The sequence below is a fragment of the Stenotrophomonas sp. FW305-3-2-15-E-LB1 genome, from assembly GCF_058787375.1.
The window spans coordinates 50,060-68,343 of record NZ_JBYSZR010000016.1 but is presented as its reverse complement, the minus strand read 5'-3'; the positions used below and the strand labels follow the sequence as shown (position 1 = coordinate 68,343).

Sequence of the window (18,284 nt, the reverse complement as noted above, 5' to 3'; positions counted from 1 at the left end):
GACGTCAATCAGCCCAGTGCACGCGCAGGCGCGCGCCGTCCAGGTTGATTGCATTGAGGATCGGGTAAAGCTGTGCGTCGTTGCTGTCCAGTGCCTGGCGCAGCACCTGCAGCTTCTGCTTGCCGCGCAGCAGCAGCAGGCGCTGGCGGCACTGGCCCAGGCCACGCGGGGTCAGGGTGATGCGCAGCGGCCACTGGTTGGCGCCAGGGCAGCCGGTGGCATCCAGCGCGGCATAGGGCAGGGTGCTTTCCAGTGCGCGGGCCAGGTCCTTCGAACCCGGGAACAGCGAGGCGGTGTGGCCATCGTTGCCCATGCCCAGGGCGACCACGCTCGGCGCCTGGCTGTGCTGGGCCTGCAGGTTGGCGGTGTACACGCATTCGGCCAGCGGCTTGCCGACGCGCACCAGCGGATCGAAGTGCGCCCCTTCGGCACGCTTGAGCAGATGCTCGCGCACCAGCCAGGCATTGCTGTCGCGATCCTGCGGCGAGAGCCAGCGCTCATCGGCCAGGCTCACTTCCACCCGGTCCCAATGCACGTCCAGCTCGGCCAGCGCCTGGTACACCGGCGCCGGCGTGGTGCCGCCGGAGAGCAGGATGCGGGCGCGGCCGACTTCGTTGATGTCGTGGTTGATGGCCTGGGCCATTTCGGCGGCCACCGCTTCGATCCAGCCATCGGCATCGCCATGGCTGATGAAATCGATGCGGTCGTCGTGGAAGGTCTGGCTCATGCGGCAACTCCTTGGGCGTCACGTTCGGCGTCGGCGGCATAGGCGGCGGCACCCAGCAGCCCGGGGCAGGGGTGCATGATCGCCAGCGAAGGCACCCGCGCCATGATCGAAGAGAACCGGCCCTTGTGTTCGAAGCGCTGGCGGAAACCCGAATGCTGCAGCGAATCGAGCATCTTCGGCACCAGGCCGCCGGTCAGGAACACGCCATCCCAGGCGCCCTGCACCAGCACCAGGTCACCGGCGATGGCACCGAACACGGCACAGAACACATCCACGGTGCGCATCGCCTGCGGGTCGCCCAGCGCAGCACGCGCGGTGACGTCGATCGGCTGCAGCTGGCCCGGATCGAAGCCGGCCATTTCGCACACGGCGCGATGGATGTTGACCAGGCCCGGGCCGCAGATCAGGCGCTCATTGGAGACGCGGCCGAACTGCTCGGAGAGGATTTCCAGGATGCGGATTTCCTCCGGCGTGCCGGGCGGGAAGCTGACGTGGCCGCCTTCGGTTTCCAGCGGGTAGCTGCGGCCGTGGCGCACGATCAGGCCGCCGACGCCCAGGCCGGTGCCGGGACCGATCACGCCGTAGTTGCGCGGCTCGCCCGGCGCGGCCGGGGTCCAGTGCGCGCCGCCGATCTGGATCACGTCCTGCGGCTGCAGCAGGGCCACGGCCATCGCCTGTGCGGCGAAGTCGTTGATCAGGTGCAGCTCGTCGAAGCCGAGCATGGCGGCGGTGCGGCTGCGCGAGATCACCCACGGATGGTTGGTGATGCGTGCCTCATCGCCGTCGACGCGGCCGGCCACCGCGAACACGCCGCGGCGCGCGGTGGCGCCGGCCTGTTCCAGGTAGTGGCGCGCGGCATCGCCCAGCGAGGGGAACTCGGCCACCGCGTATTCGCGGATGCTGTCCTTCTGCAGGGGCGCGTCCAGCGAGGTGTCGGCCAGGGCGAAGCGGGCGTTGGTGCCGCCGATGTCGGCGACCAGCACAGGCTGGCTGCCGACACTCATGCCGATGCTCCGCTGTCCGGTGCGTCCACGCCCTGCGGCAGGAAATCGGTGGCGTTGTCCGGGCCCCACTGGCCGGCCGGGTAGGGCTCCAGCGGCAGGTTGGCGGCCTTCCAGGCATCGGCCACACTGTCAATCCAGGCCCAGGCCGCGCGCACTTCGTCATCGCGCACGAACAGGGTGTGGTTGCCGTTGAAGGCATCCAGGAACAGGCGTTCGTAGGCGATGCGGCGGTGCAGGCCGGTCGGCACGGACAGTTCCAGTTCCAGCGGGTGCAGTTCCAGCGCGCCCCATTCCGGGCCGGCCAGGCTGCTCATCAGGCCCAGCTCGATGTTTTCCTGCGGCTGCAGCTGGAACACCAGGCGGTTCGGCGCGGCCTGCGCACGCTGCGGGCGCTCGAACAGCCAGTGGGTGACCGGCTTCAGCGTGACCACCACGCGGGTGGTGCGCTCGGGCAGGCGCTTGCCGGTAACGAGGTGGAACGGCACGCCGCTCCAGCGCCAGTTGTCGATGTGCGCGGTGACGCCGGCGAAGGTTTCCACGTCGCTGCCTTCCGGCGGCTGGTAGGCCTGGGCCGGCTGGCCGTTGATGCTGCCGGCGGTGTAGCGGCCACGGATGCTGTCACGTGCGGCGTGCTTCGCATCGAGCGGGCGCAGGGCGCGCAGCACCTTGACCTTCTCGTCGCGGATGCGGTCGGCTTCGAGCGAGGCCGGCGGCTCCATCGCCACCATGCACAGCAGCTGCAGGATGTGGCTCTGCACCATGTCGCGCAGCGCGCCGGAGCGGGCGTAGTAGGCATCGCGGCCGTCCACGCCTTCGCTCTCGGCCACCAGGATGTGCACCGATTCGATGTAGTTGCGGTTCCACACCGCTTCCAGCAGCGTGTTGCCGAAGCGCAGGGCGATCAGGTTCTGCACCGCCGCCTTGCCCAGGTAATGGTCCAGGCGGAACACGCGGTCTTCGTCGATCCACTGGCCGATGGTGGAGATGATCTCCTCGGCGCTTTCGCTGTCGCTGCCGATCGGCTTTTCCAGCATCAGGCGCGAGGGTGCTGCCAGGGCGCCGCCCTTGGCCAGGCCTTCGCAGGTGGAGATGTACAGGCCCGGCGGGATGGCCAGGTAGCTGACGCAGCGGCGGTCGACCAGGTCGGACACCGCGGCGGCGACCGAGTCGACGTCGCGCAGGTCCACCGAGCGGTAGTCGATGCGGCGCAGCAGGGAGGCGATGTCCTCCTGGCTGGCCATCGGCATGGCCTGCTGCAGGCGCGGCCGCAGGATGTCATGGAAGGCTTCGGTGTCATGGCCGGACAGGGCCAGCGCACGGATGCGGAAGTCCTCCGGCAGCAGGCCGTCGCCAAGCAGGCGCAGCAGCGAAGGGAACAGGTAGCGCTGGGCCAGATCACCTGTGGCACCAAACAGGAAGAGGGTGTCGTGCATCGCTCGAGTTTCAGATCCGGGTGACATCGTTGTCAATCGCTTCATGGCTGGGTTCAGGGGACATCCGCGCTACTGTCTGTCCGAGGCTCGCTGGGGGCGGATTTCCGGCGAACCGGAAGACCGTTCCATGCGTAACCACTACGACGATGACCTTTCGTCTGGTCGTCGAAGCAGATCGGCGCGCACCGACGTTCGGATAGTGCCACGTGAAAACGTTTACATGGCAGAATGGGCAACTGTATTCGATTGCAGTGGTCGCCGTCATGCGGCAGCTGCGCAATCATCACTGCCATCGGGAGGGCCGAGGCAGTCCCCAATGACAGCCCGGGCGTCGGGCGGACTGGATAGATTGATATGGCAAAAGTGCAGTTGCAGGGTGTGCGCAAGGTCTACGACAACGGCCAGGTCGCGGTGAAGGACGCCACCTTCGAGGTCGCCGATGGCGAGCTCATGGTGCTGGTCGGACCGTCCGGCTGTGGCAAGTCGACCCTGCTGCGGATGGTGGCCGGCCTCGAGGAGATCAGTGGCGGCACGCTGACCATCGGCGACCGGGTGGTCAACGATGTGGCGCCGAAGGACCGCGACATCGCCATGGTGTTCCAGAGTTATGCGCTGTACCCGCACATGACCGTGGCCGAGAACCTGGCCTTCGGCCTGAAGCTGCGTGGGCATGACAAGGCGACCATCGACAAGCGCATCGCCGAGGCGGCGCAGACGCTGGGCCTGACCGAGATGATGGACAAGCTGCCCAAGGCGATGTCCGGCGGCCAGCGCCAGCGCGTGGCTCTGGGCCGTGCGCTGGTGCGCGAGCCGGCGGTGTTCCTGCTGGACGAACCGCTGTCCAACCTGGATGCCAAGCTCCGCCACAGCGTGCGTACCGAGATCGCGCAGCTGCACCGCAAGCTGGGCACCACCATGATCTACGTGACGCATGACCAGGTGGAAGCGATGACCCTGGGCCAGCGCATCGTGGTGCTGAAGGACGGCATCATCCAGCAGATCGACACGCCGATGGCGCTGTATGACCGCCCTGCGAACCTGTTCGTGGCCGGCTTCCTCGGCAGCCCCGCGATGAACGTGCTGCGCGGCACGCTGCAGGGCGATGCTGCAGGTGTGTCGGTGCTCGACGGCGAATGGCGCGCGCCGCTGGGCCAGGCCACCATCGACCCGGCGTGGCTGCAGAAGCCGATTGCCGTGGGCGTGCGTCCGGAGCACCTGCAGCCGGCGGGCGCGGAGGATGCGCATGCGTTCACCGCACGCATCGAGGGCATCGAGCCGGTCGGCAACGAGATCTTCGTCAACATGAGCAGCGGCAAGCATGCCCTGACCATGCGCGTGGCGCCGCAGTCGCTGCCGGGCGTGGGCGAGGACATCCGCGTGGCGATCCACCCGCAGGGCCTGCATTTCTTCAATGCCGAAACCGGCGAGCGCCTGTAAGGGGCGGTAGCGCCGGGCCATGCCCGGCGTCATTAAAGGTGTGCGGACCAACGGTCCGCACCCACCAGGTCCGCACCCACCCGATTCTGTAGAGCCGAGCCCACGCTCGGCTGCGGACCTCAGCGCGCCAGGCCGTCCAGCAGCGGCATGCGCTGCGCGGCCACGCCGCCCACCTGCAGTTCGGCGTCACTGGTTTCCAGCGGCAGCACGGCCAGGGCCAGGTCGCCGGCCACGCTGGCAATGCTGCCCAGCGCCGCACCGTCCTGCTGCACGCCATCGCCGGCCTGTGCCGGGGCGGCGGTATGCAGCAGCTGCACCGCACGCTTGGCCTTGCCGAGGAAATGGGTGCGGGCCACGATTTCCTGGCCCGGGTAGCAGCCCTTCTTCACGCTGTAGCCGTTCAGCCGGTCCAGGCCCAACTGCTGCGGCGTCCACACTTCGCGCTGGCTTTCGTCCAGGCGGGGCAGGCCGAAGCGCAGGTCGGCCTGGCGCCAGGCCAGCGCGAACGCGGCTTCATCGGCCTCGCTGCCGGCCGCAAATCCCTCAGCCGGACCAATGCGCAGGGTGCGGGGCAGGGCATCGCTGCCCAGGTCCAGCTCCCAGCCCGCTTCGCCACCCCCGGCGATCGCTGCGCCACTGGCCGCTTCCGGTGCGGTGAAGGCACCGGCCACGGCCAGATCCGCGTGCACCTGCAGCTTCACCTTGCGGCGGAACACGAAGCGCTGCAGTTGCGACGCAATCGCATCTGCATCGCCATCGGCCAGCACCAGCATCACGTGATCCTCGGCCAGCCGCAGCAACTGGAACACCGCCAGGGTGCGGCCCTTGGCGCTCAGCCACGCGCTCCATTGCCAGTGCTGCAGGGGCAGGGCGGTGACGTCGCTGCTGAACTGGGCATGGGCGAAAACGGCCGCATCCACGCCCTGCAGGCTCAGCAACTGGTGGCCGGGCAGGCGCGGATATGCGACGAAAGCAGGGGGAAGGTTGTCAGGCACGTGAACGAGGTCTAAAATTTGTGCGTTGCGAGACCGAACATGATAGGCCAAACAACCCCCACTCCCGACGACGAAACTGAAGCTCCGCTGGTTCCCGCGGCACCTGTGCCCGTGGAAAAACCAGAGGCGGAAGAAGAATTCGGCGGCCGCGGCGGACTTGATCCGGTGCGGTATGGCGATTGGGAGAAAAACGGACGCTGCATCGATTTCTGATCAGCATTGAGCCAACGCGGCATCGTGCCGCCCAGCCGAGACAACGAGCCCAGCGAAATGGCGACCAGACAACGCCCCCTATCCCCGCACCTTCAGGTGTATCGCTGGCAGATTCAGATGGCCACCTCGATCCTGCATCGAGCCACTGGCGTCTTTCTGTCCGTGGGTGCCCTCATCATCGCCGCCGGCCTGCTGGCCCTGATGATGGGACCCGATTCCTGGAACTGCTTCACCGGTCATGCCGGGGCCTGGTATGGCCGCGTGTTCCTGTTTGCGTGGACATGGTCGTTCGCCTATCACCTGTGCAATGGCATCCGCCATGTCGTGCAGGATTTCGCCGTCGGCTTCAGCATTCCGGCCTTCGTCCGCAGCAGCTGGATCTCGGTCTTCGGCAGCCTGGTGATCACCGCGCTGGTCTGGGCCTACGTGTTGTTCGGAGGTGCCGCATGAGCAAGTTCCGTACCCCGCTGAAGAACGTGCGCGGCCTTGGCTCGGCCAAGACCGGCACCGAGCACTTCGTGCACCAGCGCCTGACCGCCGCCGCCCTGGTGGTGCTGGGCCTGTGGTTCCTGGTGTTCGTGGTGCGCATGGCTGGCGCCGACTACGCCACGGCCGTGGCCACCATCGCCAAGCCGTGGAATGCCGTGCCGCTGATTGGCCTGCTGATCACCATGTTCTGGCACGCACAGCTCGGCATGCAGGTCGTGCTGGAAGATTACATCCACGAATCGCTGCTGGCCCTGGTGCTGCAGACCGCGGTGAAGTTCGTCGCCGTGCTCGGCATGATCGTCAGTGTGTTTGCGGTGGGCCGCATCGCCCTCGGCGTTGCCTGAGCCCAGGCACCAAGACAGGAATCCAGACTAGATGTCCGCTTACAAGATCACCGAACACAAGTACGACATGGTCGTGGTGGGCGCCGGCGGCGCCGGCCTGCGCGCCACGTTCGGCCTTGCCGCCAAGGGCCTGCAGACCGTGTGCCTGACCAAGGTCTTCCCGACTCGTTCGCACACCGTCGCTGCCCAGGGCGGTATTTCCGCCGCGCTCGCCAACATGGGCGAAGACGATTGGCGCTACCACTTCTACGACACCATCAAGGGCTCGGACTGGCTGGGCGACCAGGACGCCATCGAGTACATGTGCCGTGAGGCCATCCCGGCCATCATCGAGCTCGAGCACTACGGCGTGCCGTTCAGCCGCACCGCCGAAGGCAAGATCTACCAGCGCCCGTTCGGCGGCATGACCACCAAGTACGGCGAAGGCCCGGCGGCGCAGCGTACCTGCGCGGCGGCCGACCGTACCGGTCACGCCATGCTGCACACCCTGTACCAGCAGTCGCTCAAGCACGACGCGCGCTTCATGATCGAGTACTTCGCACTCGACCTGATCTTCGATGACGAAGGCGTGTGCCGTGGCGTGCTGGCCCTGGACATGTCCGACGGCACGCTGCACCTGTTCCGCGCCCAGGGCGTGGTGCTGGCCACCGGCGGCTACGGCCGTGCGTACTTCAGCGCCACCTCGGCGCACACCTGCACCGGCGACGGTGGCGGCCTGGCCATGCGCGCCGGCATCGCCATGCAGGACATGGAGTTCGTGCAGTTCCACCCGACCGGCATCTACGGCGCCGGCTGCCTGATCACCGAGGGTGTCCGCGGTGAAGGCGGCATCCTGCGCAACAGCAGCGGCGAGCGCTTCATGGAGCGCTACGCACCGCACTACAAGGATCTGGCCTCGCGTGACGTGGTGGCCCGTTCGATGACCATCGAGATCCGCGAAGGCCGCGGCGTCGGCGAGCACAAGGATCACATCCTGCTCGACCTGACCCACCTGGGCCCGGGCGTGATCGACGAGAAGCTGCCGGGCATCGCCGAGAGCGCCCGCATCTTCGCCGGCGTCGACGTGCACAAGCAGCCGATCCCGGTCATCCCGACCGTGCACTACAACATGGGTGGCATCCCGACCAACTTCCACGGCGAAGTCGTGCGCAAGGATGGCGACAACCCCGATGCCGTGGTGCCGGGCCTGTACGCCATCGGCGAAGCGGCCTGCGTGTCCGTGCACGGCGCCAACCGCCTGGGCTCGAACTCGCTGCTCGACCTGGTGGTGTTCGGTCGTGCCGTGGCCAACCGCTGCGCCGAAACCATCAAGCCGGGCGCTGCGCACAAGCCGCTGCCGGCCGATGCCTGCGACAAGGCGCTGGGCCTGCTGGACAAGCTGCGCCATGCCAATGGCGATACGCCGACCTCGGTCATCCGTGACAACATGCAGCGCACGATGCAGGCCGATGCCGCCGTCTTCCGTACCAGCCAGACGCTGAAGGAAGGCTGCGAGAAGATGGCCAAGGTGTTCGATTCGTTCCAGGACGTGAAGGTCAGCGACCGTTCGCTGGTCTGGAACTCGGACCTGATCGAGACCTACGAGCTGAACAACCTGCTGCTGAACGCGGTGGCGACGATCAACTCGGCGGAACAGCGCAAGGAAAGCCGTGGTGCGCACGCGCACGAGGACTTCCCGGACCGCGACGACGTCAACTGGCACAAGCACACGCTGGTCACCGTCGACGAGAAGGGCAAGTGCAGCTTCGACTACCGTCCGGTGCACATGTACACGCTGACCGACGAGGTCGACGTGGTGCCGCCGAAGCCGCGCGTGTACTGATCGCGACCCCCGCCTACCATGCAATCCGCGCCTTGATGGCGCGGGCCGCCTGAGCCAACGAGAGCAGCCATGGCCGAGTTTTCACTCCCCAAGAATTCCAAGGTCACGAAGGGCCAGCACTTCCCCGCCAAGAGCGGTGGCAAGAACCTGCGCACCTTCAAGATCTACCGCTGGAGTCCGGACGACGACAGCAATCCGCGCACCGATACCTATGAGATCGATCTGGACGCCTGCGGCCCGATGGTCCTGGACGCGCTGATCAAGATCAAGAACGAGATCGATCCGACCCTGACCTTCCGTCGCTCCTGCCGCGAAGGTATCTGCGGTTCGTGCGCGATGAACATCGACGGCACCAACACCCTGGCCTGCACCCGCGCCATCGCGGACTGCGGCAAGAAGGAAGTGCCGATCTACCCGCTGCCGCACATGAGCGTGGTCAAGGATCTGGTTCCGGACCTGACCCACTTCTACGCGCAGTACGCGTCGATCAAGCCGTGGATCCGCACTCAGACCCCGGCACCGCCGGACCGCGAGCGCCTGCAGTCGCCGGAAGACCGCAAGAAGCTCGACGGCCTGTACGAGTGCATCCTGTGCGCCTGCTGCTCGACCAGCTGCCCGAGCTACTGGTGGAACGGCGAGCGTTACCTGGGCCCTGCGATCCTGCTGCAGGCCTATCGCTGGATCATCGACTCGCGCGATGAGGACACCGGTGCGCGCCTGGACGATCTGGAAGATCCGTTCAAGCTGTACCGCTGCCACACCATCATGAACTGTGCCCGGACCTGCCCGAAGGGCCTGAACCCGGCGCTGGCGATCGCTGAGATCAAGAAGCTGATGATGGAACGCCGCGCCTGATACGGCGCCGCGTTGTTGCATGACCCCAGTAGAGCCACGCCATGCGTGGCTTTGCTGTATCTGGAGAAACACGATGGACGAAGACACCCTGCTGAAGAAGCTGCGCTGGCGCTGCCGCCGCGGCATGCGCGAGCTGGACCAGCTGTTCGGGCGCTACCTGGACCGCGAATGGAGCACTGCGCCGACCGAAGAGCGCGAGGTTTTCCTGTTCCTGCTCGAGTGCGAGGACGATAAGTTGTGGCGCTGGTTCATGGGCTACGAGGCCTGCCCGCATGCCCACGCCATCCCCCTCATGCAGAAGATCCTCGCCCTCAAGGCTTGAGTGGCGACCCTCGCGGCTGCAGGCCGGCGCCCAGGCGCTGGTGCTGCTGGCCGCGCCCTGGCTGCTGCGCGCCTCGGCCCTTCCCGAAGACCGGTACTGGCCGGTACTTGCCGGCGTCTGGCTGCTGGGCCTGATCCAGCTGGGCTGGCGGCTGCGCCGGCCGGTGCGCCGGCTCGAACTACCGGCACTGCCAGCACCGCTGCGGCTGGATGGGGCCGATCTCGAGGTGCCGCGGCTGGTGGTGCGTGGCCCCTGGCTGCTGCTGCACTGGCGCTGCGAAGGGCGACGCGGGCGCCTGCTGTTCTGGCCGGACGTGCTCGCCCACCGGCAGCGACGTGAACTGCGACTGGCCGTATCCGCACGCAGCGTTTCACGTCGACCCCGTACGATGGCACCATAGACTGAATCGACTGGCGTGCCTGCATGTTCAAACCCATCCCCGTGGCCATTGGCCTGCGCTACCTGCGCGCCAAGCGCCGCAACGGCTTCATCTCCTTCATCTCGATGGCATCGATCCTGGGCATCGCGCTCGGCGTCACGGTGCTGATCACCACCCTGGCGGTGATGAGCGGTTTCCAGAAGGAAATCCGCAGCCGCCTGCTGCAGATGACCGCGCATACCACCATCAGCCGCGATGGCGAGCCCATGCCCGACTGGATGCGCGTGGTCGACGTGGCCAACAAGGATCCGCGCGTGGCCGGTGCTGCGCCGTACATCGAGATCCAGTCGATGATCAGCGGCCCGCGCGTGCAGGGCGCGATCATCCAGGGCATCGACCCGGCGCTGGAGCCGAAGGTGTCGGTGATCGACAGGAAGATCACCAAGGGCAGCTATGACAGCCTCAAGCCGGGCAGCTTCAACGTGCTGCTGGGCAAGGAGCTGGCCATGTGGCTGGGCGTGGACGTGGGCGACCAGGTGCTGGTGACGTTTGCCGAAGTGCAGGGCACGCCGGCCGGCGCGGTGCCACGGATGAAACGCTTTACGGTCAGCGGCCTGTTCGAGGCCGGCTACAACGAGGTCGACCGCGGCGTCGGCTTCGCCAACATGAAAGACCTCGAGCGCGTGCTGCGCTCGGACGGCGCCACGGGCGTGCGCCTGAAACTGCACGACATGGACCGCTCGCTGGAAGTGGGCGTGGACCTGGCGCAGAACCTCGGCGGCGCGTACCGCGTGAGCGACTGGACCCAGCAGAACGCCAACCTCTACCACTCGCTGCGCATGGAGAAGGTGGTGATGGGCATCCTGCTGTCGCTGATCATCGCGATGGGCGCCTTCAACCTGGTCTCATCGCAGGTGATGCTGGTGACCGACAAGCAGGCCGACATCGCCATCCTGCGCACGCTGGGCCTGACCCCGGGCGGGGTGATGCAGGTGTTCATGGTGCAGGGCTCGCTGATCGGCATCTTCGGCACGCTGGCCGGCCTGATCGGCGGCATCACCCTTACCTTGAACCTGGAGCGCATCCTCGGCGCCATCGAGTCGCTGTTCAACGTCAAGCTGCTGCCGGAGGACGTGTACTACATCACCGGCCTGCCGACCGACATGCAGCCCCGCGACATCGTCGTCATCACCCTGGTTGCCTTGTTGATGAGCTTCCTGGCCACCCTGTATCCCGCCTGGCGGGCAGCACGCACCCAGCCGGCGGAGGCCCTGCGCTATGAATAAGGTCTTCAATCGCGGCGATGAAGTGATCCGTGCCGAGACGCTGGCCAAGACCTACGCCGAAGGCCGCATGCAGACCCCGGTGTTCGACGGCCTCGACCTGAAGGTCACGGCCGGCGAGACGGTGGCGATCATTGGCGCCTCCGGTGCCGGCAAGAGCACCCTGCTGCACCTGCTGGGCGGCCTGGACGTCCCGACTGCGGGCGAGGTGTACGTCACCGGCCAGCGCATGTCGGCACTGTCGGACACCGAGCGCGGCCTGCTGCGCAACCAGGCGCTGGGGTTCGTCTACCAGTTCCACCACCTGCTGCCGGAATTCACCGCGCTGGAAAACGTGATGATGCCGGTGATGCTGGCCGGTATTGGCGTGCCGGAGGCCAGCCAGCGCGCGACCGCGCTGCTGGAAGCGGTCGGCCTGGGCCATCGCCTGGATCACAAGCCGGGCGAGCTGTCCGGTGGCGAGCGCCAGCGTGCCGCCGTGGCGCGTGCGCTGGTCAACCACCCGGCCTGCGTGCTCGGCGATGAGCCGACCGGCAACCTGGATGACCGCACCGCCGCCACCGTGTTCGAGCTGATGCTGGAACTCAACCGTGCGCGCCACACCAGCCTGGTGCTGGTGACCCACGACCGCAGCCTGGCGCGCCGCCTGGATCGCGTGCTGGAACTGCGCGAAGGGCGGCTGCACGCCCTGGCCCACGCCGACGTCTGAGGCGCCGGATCCCGGCGGGTACCGCCGACCGGCGGCTGAATCGGGCCGCCGGCCGTTGCGCCGGCGTTGCCCGGCCGGGCGCATGATGTGCGCAGTTCCCCCGCTGGAGATCGCCATGAAAACCCCGTTGCTGATCGCCGGCCTGTGCCTGGCCCTGGCCGGCTGCGCCACCACTGGCCTGACCAGTGCCGACCGGCTGGAACTGTACCGGGCACACGCCGGCCCGCCGCAGAAGGACATGCAGTTCTTCGGCACGCTCAATGGTTGGACCGAGCTGGGAGACAGCGCGCTGGCGGTCTGGACCCGGCCCAGCGAAGCCTACCTGCTGGAGCTGGCCGGGCCGTGCACGGACCTGTCCAGTGCTCCTGCCATCGGCCTGACCAGCCGGATGGGGCGCGTCAGCGCACCCTTCGACAAGGTGCTAGTACGTGACCCGACGGGCGGCCCGCGCGTGCCGTGTTTCATCAAAACGATCCGCAAGCTGGATGTGAAATCGCTGCGCGCAGAGGAAAAGGAAATGCGGCAGGCGCAGGTGCAGGAGCGCGAGGAATCCGCGAACTGATCGGGTAGCGCCGGGCGATGCCCGGCGTGTGTCTGGTCGCCGGGCATGGCCCGGCGCTACCGGCTCAGGCTTCCGGGGTGAAGCCGGCCGGCTTTTCGGCGTCTTTCTCGAACAGGAACTTCACCAGCTCCGCTTCCAGCATCGCGCGGTGTTCGGGCTTGCGTGGCGACAGGCGGTTTTCGTTGATCAGCATGGTCTGGTGCGCCAGCCAGGCCGCCCAGGCCTGCTTGCCGATGTGGTTGAACACGCGCTGGCCCAGGTCGCCGGGGTAGGGCACGAAGTCCAGGCCCTCGGCATCGCGTTGTTCGTACTGGCAGAAGACGGTTCGGGGCATGGCACTCACTCGTGGTTGCGGGGTTTCGTGGGTCTGCGTTTCGGCGCCTTCACCGGCGTGCCGTCCAGCAGCTTGCGGATCGGCGCGGGCAGGCCCAGCGCCGGGAGTTCGTCAGCGGCCACCCAGCGCAGCGCGGGTTCGTCCACGCGCAGGCCGCGCACCTGCCGCGACAGTACCTGCAGGTGCAGCCGATAGTGGCTGAAGGTGTGCTGCAGCACGGGCAGTTCGTCGGCATCTTCCAGCGAACCGTCGACGTGCGCGTCGAACCAGTCCTGCAGGTCGCTGCCGGCCTCGGCCTGCGGCAGGGTCCAAAGCTGGGCCCAGATGCCGGTATCGGGCCGCTTCTGCAGCAGCACGCGCTGCTGCGGATCGCGCAGCAGCAGGGCCACCGCTTCGCGCTCGGGCAGGATCTTGCCGGGTTTCGGCGTGGGCAGTTCGGCGGTGCGGCCTTCGCGGCGAGCCACGCAGTCTTCCTGCATCGGGCAGATCACGCAGGCCGGCCTGGCGCGGCTGCACACGGTCGCGCCCAGATCCATCTGTGCCTGGGTGTAGTCGGCCATGCGCCCGGCGGGTACCTGCGCCACATGTGCTTCGGCCAGCGCCCAGAGTTGCTTCTCGATGGCCGGCAGGCCGGGAAAGCCCTCGATGCCGTGATAGCGGCTCAGCACGCGCTTGACGTTGCCATCGAGGATCGCGAACGGGTCGTTCCAGGCCTGGCTGAGGATGGCGCCAGCGGTGCTGCGGCCGATGCCGGGCAGGGCATGCAGCGCATCGAAATCGCGCGGCAGGTCGCCGTCGTGCAGTTCCACGCAGCGCTTGGCCGCAGCATGCAGGTTACGTGCACGGGCGTAGTAGCCCAGGCCGGCCCACTGCGCCATCACCTCGTCGTTGCTGGCGGCGGCCAGGTCGGGCAGGGTCGGAAAATGCTGCAGGAAGCGCTGGAAATACGGGATGACCGTGGTCACCTGGGTCTGCTGCAGCATGATCTCCGACAGCCAGACCCGGTAGGGACTGCGCGGGTGCTGCCAGGGCAGGTCGTGGCGGCCGTGGTCGTCGAACCAGTGCAGCAGGTGGGCGACGAAGTCGTCTGCGGGGGCGGTTCCGGCGCTGGCGTGCGGCTGGCGGGGCATGGGTGTTCCGGGGAAGGCAGCCACCCGTGGGGTGGCTCTACTGGATTGCGGTTGCGGTGCAGTAGAGCCACGCCATGCGTGGCTGCACGGCGTATCAGGCGCCCAGCGCTTCAGGCAGCAGGGCGTCGACGAAGGCTTCCGGATCGAACACGCGCAGGTCTTCCGGGCGCTCGCCGATGCCGGCGAAGCGGATCGGAATGCCGAACTCGCGGGCCAGGGCGAAGACCACGCCGCCCTTGGCGGTGCCGTCCAGCTTGGTCACCACCAGGCCGGTCACCTTCACTGCGGCATTGAACTGGCGCAGCTGCGACAGCGCGTTCTGGCCCGTGGTGCCGTCGATCACCATCAGCACTTCGTGCGGCGCGGTTTCGTCGATCTTGCCGAGCACGCGGCGGATCTTGCCCAGCTCGTTCATCAGGCCGGACTGGGTATGCAGGCGGCCAGCGGTGTCGGCAATCAGCACCGAGGTGCCGCGCGCCTTGCCGGCCTGCAGCGCGTCGTAGGCCACCGAAGCGGCGTCGGCGTTCTGCCCCTGGGCGACCACGGCCACGCCGTTGCGCTCGCCCCAGGCCTGCAGCTGGGCCACGGCCGCAGCACGGAAGGTATCGCCGGCAGCCAGCATCAGGCTGTGGCCCTCATCCTTGAAGCGCTTGGCCAGCTTGCCGATGGTGGTGGTCTTGCCGACGCCGTTGACGCCGACGGTGAGCACCACGAAGGGCTTGGCGTTGCGGTCGATCACCAGCGGCTTGGCCACCGGCTGCAGGATCGCGATCAGCTCGCTGCGCAGTGCGGCCAGCAGCGCATTGGCATCGACGAACTCGCGCGACTTCATGCGCTTGCGCAGGCCCTCGACCAGGTCGGTGGTGGCGCCCACGCCGACGTCGGCGGTGATCAGTGCGGTTTCCAGTTCGTCCAGCAGGTCGTTGTCGAGCTTGGGATTACGCGAGAACAGGCCGCCGAAGCTGCGGGCGATGACGCTGTTGCGCAGGCGCTCGCGCCAGCCGGGCTTGCCGGCCGGGGCCGGGGCGGCATCGACCAGCACCGGCAGATCAGCGGCGGGCGCGGCCGGAGCCTCGGCCGGGGTCACCGGCGCCAGCGGTGCGAGCACGGCGGCGGCAGCCAGGGCCTCGGCCTCGAAGTCCTCCGGCGCGATGACCCGTTCCTGGACCGGGGTTGCCGGTGCAGCGGCAACCGGCGGCTCGGGCGCGGCGACGGGCGCAGGCGCAGCGGCCTCGACGGTGGCCGGCGTGGCTACCGGTGCGGCGGGTGCCTCCTCGACCGGAGCGGCAGACGGGAACGCCGCCGCCAGCTCGTCAGCCGAGTAATGCTGGGTCTTGGGCGCGTCCGTCGTGGCGGCGTCCTGGGGCTTCTTGCGGCGGAAAAAACTGAGCATTGGCAAAAGGCGCTGAAATCAGAGGGATATGCTACCACTCGGGCCTGTCGGCCCGATGTGGACTCAAGGTTGCGCGTGCGGGGCCGTTAACCGGTCCGAGGGGCTGCGCAGGGCAGCCCGGAGACCGCCGATGAACGTGATGGAGACTGCGCTGTCCGGAATGCGTGCGGCCCAGCAGGGCGTGCAGGTTGCCGCACACAACGTGGCCAACGTCGCCACCCCGGATGCCCAGCGTCTGCAATTGCAGCGCGGCGCGGCCGGGCAGGGCGGGGTAGAGACGACGGTCGTTGCTGCCGACCCAGACCCCACCGCGCCATTGGGTGACCTGCTGGCGGCCAAGGCTGAAGTGGTGGCCTTCGCCGCCAACGCCGCAGTGATACGCCGCCAGGACCAGATGCTGGGCTCGCTGTTGGATCGGGAAGCCTGAGAAGCCCGCCCTGGTAGGTGTCAACCTTGGTTGACACGCCTTTGGAGCGCCAACCAAGGTTGGCCTCTACCAGAGCATCGCCCGGTAGCGCCGGGCCATGCCCGGCGCCCCGCTGTCGATCAGGCCGACAGTTCCAGCAGCAGCTTGTTCAGGCGCGCCACGTAGGCGCCCGGGTCCTTCAGGCTGTCACCGGCGGCCAGCGCGGCCTGGTCGAACAGCACCCGGCCCAGGTCGTCGAAGCGCGCGCCGTCGGCTTCCGCATCGAGCTTGGCGATCAGCGGGTGGCCCGGGTTGATCTCCAGCACCGGCTTGCTGTCGGGCACCTTCTGGCCGCTGGCTTCCAGGATCTGGCGCATCTGCAGGCCCAGATCCTGTTCGCCGATCGCCAGCACCGCCGGCGAATCGGTCAGGCGGTGCGAGACGCGCACTTCAGCCACGTCATCGCCCAGCACGGCCTTCAGGCGCTCGACCAGGCCCTGCTTGTCCTTCGCTGCCGCTTCCTGTTCCTGCTTGTCGGCTTCGCTTTCCAGCGCGCCCAGGTCGAGGTCGCCGCGGGCGATGTCGACGAAGCCCTTGCCGTCGAAATCGGTCAGGTAGCCCATCAGCCACTCGTCGATGCGGTCGGTCAGCAGCAGCACTTCCACGCCCTTCTTGCGGAACACTTCCAGATGCGGGCTGTTGCGCACCTGGCTGTAGCTCTCGCCGGTCAGGTAGTAGATCTTGTCCTGGCCTTCGGCCATGCGGCCGATGTAATCGGCCAGCGACACGGTCTGCGCATCAGCCTCGCCACGGGTGGAGGCAAAGCGCAGCAGGCCGGCCACCTTCTCGCGGTTGTTGTAGTCCTCGGCCGGGCCTTCCTTCAGCACCTGGCCGAATTCCTTCCAGAACGTGGCGTACTGCTCCGGCTTGTCGGCGGCCAGCTTCTCCAGCATGTCCAGCGAGCGCTTGGTCAGCGCTGCCTTCATCGAATCGATGACCGGGCCGGACTGCAGGATCTCGCGCGAGACGTTCAGCGACAGGTCGTTGGAATCGACCACGCCCTTGATGAAGCGCAGGTAGAGCGGCAGGAACTGCTCGGCCTGGTCCATCACGAACACGCGCTGCACGTACAGCTTCAGGCCCTTGGGCGCATCGCGGTGGTACAGGTCGAACGGCGCGCGGCCGGGCACGAACAGCAGCGAGGTGTACTCCAGCTTGCCTTCGACCTTGTTGTGGCTCCAGGCCAGCGGGTCGCTGTGGTCGTGCGCCACGTGCTTGTAGAACTCGGTGTACTCGGCGTCGCTGATCTCGGTGCGCGGGCGGGTCCACAGCGCGCTGGCGCGGTTGACGGTCTCCCATTCACCGGCAGCGCCTTCTTCGCCTTCCTTCGGCATCTGGATCGGCAGGCCGATGTGGTCGGAGTACTTCTTGAGGATGCTGCGCAGGCGCCAGCCATCGGCGAAATCATGCTCGCCGTCCTTCAGGTGCAGGACGATGCGGGTGCCGCGCTCGGCCTTGTCGACGGTGGCCACGTCGAAGTCGCCTTCGCCGCGCGAGGTCCAGCGCACGCCTTCGCCTGCAGCCAGGCCGGCGCGGCGCGAGGTCACTTCCACTTCGTCGGCGACGATGAAGGCGCTGTAGAAGCCGACGCCGAACTGGCCGATCAGCTGCGAATCCTTCTTCTGGTCGCCGGACAGCTGGCGCAGGAAGTCGCCGGTGCCGGATTTTGCAATCGTGCCGAGGTGGGCGATGGCTTCGGCGCGGCTCATGCCGATGCCGTTGTCTTCGATGGTGATGGTGTGGGCGGCGGCGTCGAAGCTGACGCGCACGCGCAGCTCGCTGTCGCCTTCCAGCAGGGCGGGCTGGGTCAGGGCTTCGAAGCGCAGCTTGTCGGCGGCGTCGGCGGCATTGGAGACCAGCTCGCGGAGGAAGATTTCCTTGTTGGAGTACAGCGAGTGGATCATCAGCTGCAGCAGCTGCTTGACCTCGGTCTGGAAGCCAAGGGTTTCGGTCTGGGGGGTCTCGGTCATCGATAGGGCTCCGTGTGCAATGCCGCGCCAGCGCGTGCGGCCTGGCCAAGGGGTATGGCTGATTGTCCCGAAATCAAGGGGTTGGTCTGGCAGGGCTTGCAGCCCTGCACCTGCCGGTAGTGCCGGCCGCTGGCCGGCAGCCTTAGAGTCAAAAGCCAGAGCGGCATTCCGTGGGATGGCGGGGCACTGTGGGTTCGCGGGGACGCCGTGAACCCGTCCATGGGGGCTTGGTCGCCGCATCCATGCGGCTCACACCCCGCGAACCCACAGTGCCCCGCCTTCGACAGGTTCACGCGGCTGATGGAACCTGCTGTTGGTGGGTGCCGACCGTTGGTCGGCACATCTTTCAGATATCGATACATCAAATGGGGTCAGATCCGTTTTCCTGCGGAAAACGGATCTGACCGCACCTGCATG

20 protein-coding genes are annotated in these 18,284 nt (G+C 67.4%); 12 read left to right on the top strand and 8 right to left on the bottom strand.

The features are described from left to right. Window positions 1-4 precede the first annotated feature (4 nt). The 3 genes from pgl to zwf are packed head-to-tail and all read right to left on the bottom strand — an operon-like array spanning window position 5 to window position 3,164. Window positions 5-727 carry a 6-phosphogluconolactonase gene (gene pgl, locus AC3WL7_RS12950; RefSeq protein ID WP_079221496.1) on the bottom strand — a complete coding sequence of 241 codons (723 nt, stop codon included), beginning with the start codon at window positions 725-727 and terminating at the stop codon, window positions 5-7. Continuing rightward, complete coding sequence (glk, locus tag AC3WL7_RS12945) at window positions 724-1,731, bottom strand: glucokinase (protein ID WP_079221497.1); 1,008 nt, start codon at window positions 1,729-1,731, stop codon at window positions 724-726. The genes pgl and glk overlap by 4 nt, the downstream gene beginning before the upstream one ends. Then, window positions 1,728-3,164 carry a glucose-6-phosphate dehydrogenase gene (zwf, locus tag AC3WL7_RS12940; protein WP_108759487.1) on the bottom strand — a complete coding sequence of 479 codons (1,437 nt, stop codon included), beginning with the start codon at window positions 3,162-3,164 and terminating at the stop codon, window positions 1,728-1,730. Before zwf ends, glk begins: the two co-directional genes overlap by 4 nt. Window positions 3,165-3,518: 354 nt before the next feature. On the opposite strand from zwf, the gene AC3WL7_RS12935 reads away from it, so the two are divergent. After that, entirely contained in the window at window positions 3,519-4,601 is a 1,083-nt protein-coding gene (locus AC3WL7_RS12935; protein ID WP_492750625.1) for an ABC transporter ATP-binding protein, read from the top strand. 119 nt (window positions 4,602-4,720) lie between these two features. Here the strand turns inward: AC3WL7_RS12935 and ygfZ are convergent, their stop codons facing one another. Further along, window positions 4,721-5,596, bottom strand: a complete 876-nt coding sequence (gene ygfZ, locus AC3WL7_RS12930; RefSeq protein ID WP_492750623.1) for a CAF17-like 4Fe-4S cluster assembly/insertion protein YgfZ — start codon at window positions 5,594-5,596, stop codon at window positions 4,721-4,723. A gap of 39 nt (window positions 5,597-5,635) precedes the next feature. Between ygfZ and AC3WL7_RS12925 the strand changes: the two genes are divergently transcribed. The 10 genes from AC3WL7_RS12925 to AC3WL7_RS12880 all read left to right on the top strand — a co-directional run bounded on the left by AC3WL7_RS12925 (window position 5,636) and on the right by AC3WL7_RS12880 (window position 12,574). Beyond that, window positions 5,636-5,809, top strand: coding sequence for a DUF1674 domain-containing protein (locus tag AC3WL7_RS12925; protein ID WP_079221501.1), 174 nt, complete (start codon window positions 5,636-5,638; stop codon window positions 5,807-5,809). Window positions 5,810-5,866: 57 nt separating this feature from the next. After that, window positions 5,867-6,259 carry a succinate dehydrogenase, cytochrome b556 subunit gene (gene sdhC / locus AC3WL7_RS12920; RefSeq protein WP_079221502.1) on the top strand — a complete coding sequence of 131 codons (393 nt, stop codon included), beginning with the start codon at window positions 5,867-5,869 and terminating at the stop codon, window positions 6,257-6,259. After that, window positions 6,256-6,642 carry a succinate dehydrogenase, hydrophobic membrane anchor protein gene (gene sdhD, locus AC3WL7_RS12915; RefSeq protein ID WP_079221503.1) on the top strand — a complete coding sequence of 129 codons (387 nt, stop codon included), beginning with the start codon at window positions 6,256-6,258 and terminating at the stop codon, window positions 6,640-6,642. Before sdhC ends, sdhD begins: the two co-directional genes overlap by 4 nt. A 31-nt stretch (window positions 6,643-6,673) precedes the next feature. Continuing rightward, complete coding sequence (sdhA, locus tag AC3WL7_RS12910; protein ID WP_108749285.1) at window positions 6,674-8,464, top strand: succinate dehydrogenase flavoprotein subunit; 1,791 nt, start codon at window positions 6,674-6,676, stop codon at window positions 8,462-8,464. Window positions 8,465-8,533: 69 nt separating this feature from the next. After that, on the top strand, window positions 8,534-9,319 hold the full coding sequence (locus tag AC3WL7_RS12905; RefSeq protein ID WP_079221505.1) for a succinate dehydrogenase iron-sulfur subunit: 786 nt from the start codon (window positions 8,534-8,536) through the stop codon (window positions 9,317-9,319). Between the two features lie 73 nt (window positions 9,320-9,392). Then, window positions 9,393-9,641, top strand: a complete 249-nt coding sequence (locus AC3WL7_RS12900; protein WP_079221506.1) for an FAD assembly factor SdhE — start codon at window positions 9,393-9,395, stop codon at window positions 9,639-9,641. A gap of 40 nt (window positions 9,642-9,681) precedes the next feature. Beyond that, the gene (locus AC3WL7_RS12895; RefSeq protein ID WP_254057264.1) at window positions 9,682-10,041 is read left to right on the top strand and encodes a hypothetical protein; all 360 of its coding nucleotides are present in this window, start codon (window positions 9,682-9,684) and stop codon (window positions 10,039-10,041) included. A gap of 23 nt (window positions 10,042-10,064) precedes the next feature. Continuing rightward, window positions 10,065-11,306, top strand: coding sequence for a lipoprotein-releasing ABC transporter permease subunit (locus AC3WL7_RS12890; protein WP_492750613.1), 1,242 nt, complete (start codon window positions 10,065-10,067; stop codon window positions 11,304-11,306). Then, window positions 11,299-12,012, top strand: a complete 714-nt coding sequence (gene lolD / locus AC3WL7_RS12885; RefSeq protein ID WP_079221509.1) for a lipoprotein-releasing ABC transporter ATP-binding protein LolD — start codon at window positions 11,299-11,301, stop codon at window positions 12,010-12,012. Before AC3WL7_RS12890 ends, lolD begins: the two co-directional genes overlap by 8 nt. Before the next feature lie 115 nt (window positions 12,013-12,127). Continuing rightward, window positions 12,128-12,574: a DUF6491 family protein gene (locus AC3WL7_RS12880; RefSeq protein WP_079225178.1), complete on the top strand. Its 447-nt coding sequence runs from the start codon at window positions 12,128-12,130 to the stop codon at window positions 12,572-12,574. Window positions 12,575-12,638: 64 nt separating this feature from the next. On the opposite strand, the gene AC3WL7_RS12875 is transcribed toward AC3WL7_RS12880, so the two are convergent. The 3 genes from AC3WL7_RS12875 to ftsY form a co-directional block, all read right to left on the bottom strand. Next, window positions 12,639-12,908 carry an oxidative damage protection protein gene (locus tag AC3WL7_RS12875; RefSeq protein WP_108768528.1) on the bottom strand — a complete coding sequence of 90 codons (270 nt, stop codon included), beginning with the start codon at window positions 12,906-12,908 and terminating at the stop codon, window positions 12,639-12,641. Window positions 12,909-12,913: 5 nt separating this feature from the next. After that, window positions 12,914-14,038: an A/G-specific adenine glycosylase gene (mutY, locus tag AC3WL7_RS12870; protein WP_492750609.1), complete on the bottom strand. Its 1,125-nt coding sequence runs from the start codon at window positions 14,036-14,038 to the stop codon at window positions 12,914-12,916. Between the two features lie 94 nt (window positions 14,039-14,132). After that, a complete protein-coding gene (gene ftsY / locus AC3WL7_RS12865) occupies window positions 14,133-15,431 on the bottom strand; it encodes a signal recognition particle-docking protein FtsY (RefSeq protein ID WP_492750607.1) in 1,299 nt (432 codons plus the stop codon). 130 nt (window positions 15,432-15,561) lie between these two features. Between ftsY and AC3WL7_RS12860 the strand changes: the two genes are divergently transcribed. Then, entirely contained in the window at window positions 15,562-15,858 is a 297-nt protein-coding gene (locus AC3WL7_RS12860) for a flagellar basal body protein (RefSeq protein ID WP_312739289.1), read from the top strand. Window positions 15,859-15,977: 119 nt separating this feature from the next. Here the strand turns inward: AC3WL7_RS12860 and htpG are convergent, their stop codons facing one another. Continuing rightward, a complete protein-coding gene (gene htpG, locus AC3WL7_RS12855; RefSeq protein ID WP_313420237.1) occupies window positions 15,978-17,867 on the bottom strand; it encodes a molecular chaperone HtpG in 1,890 nt (629 codons plus the stop codon). Window positions 17,868-18,284 lie beyond the last annotated feature (417 nt).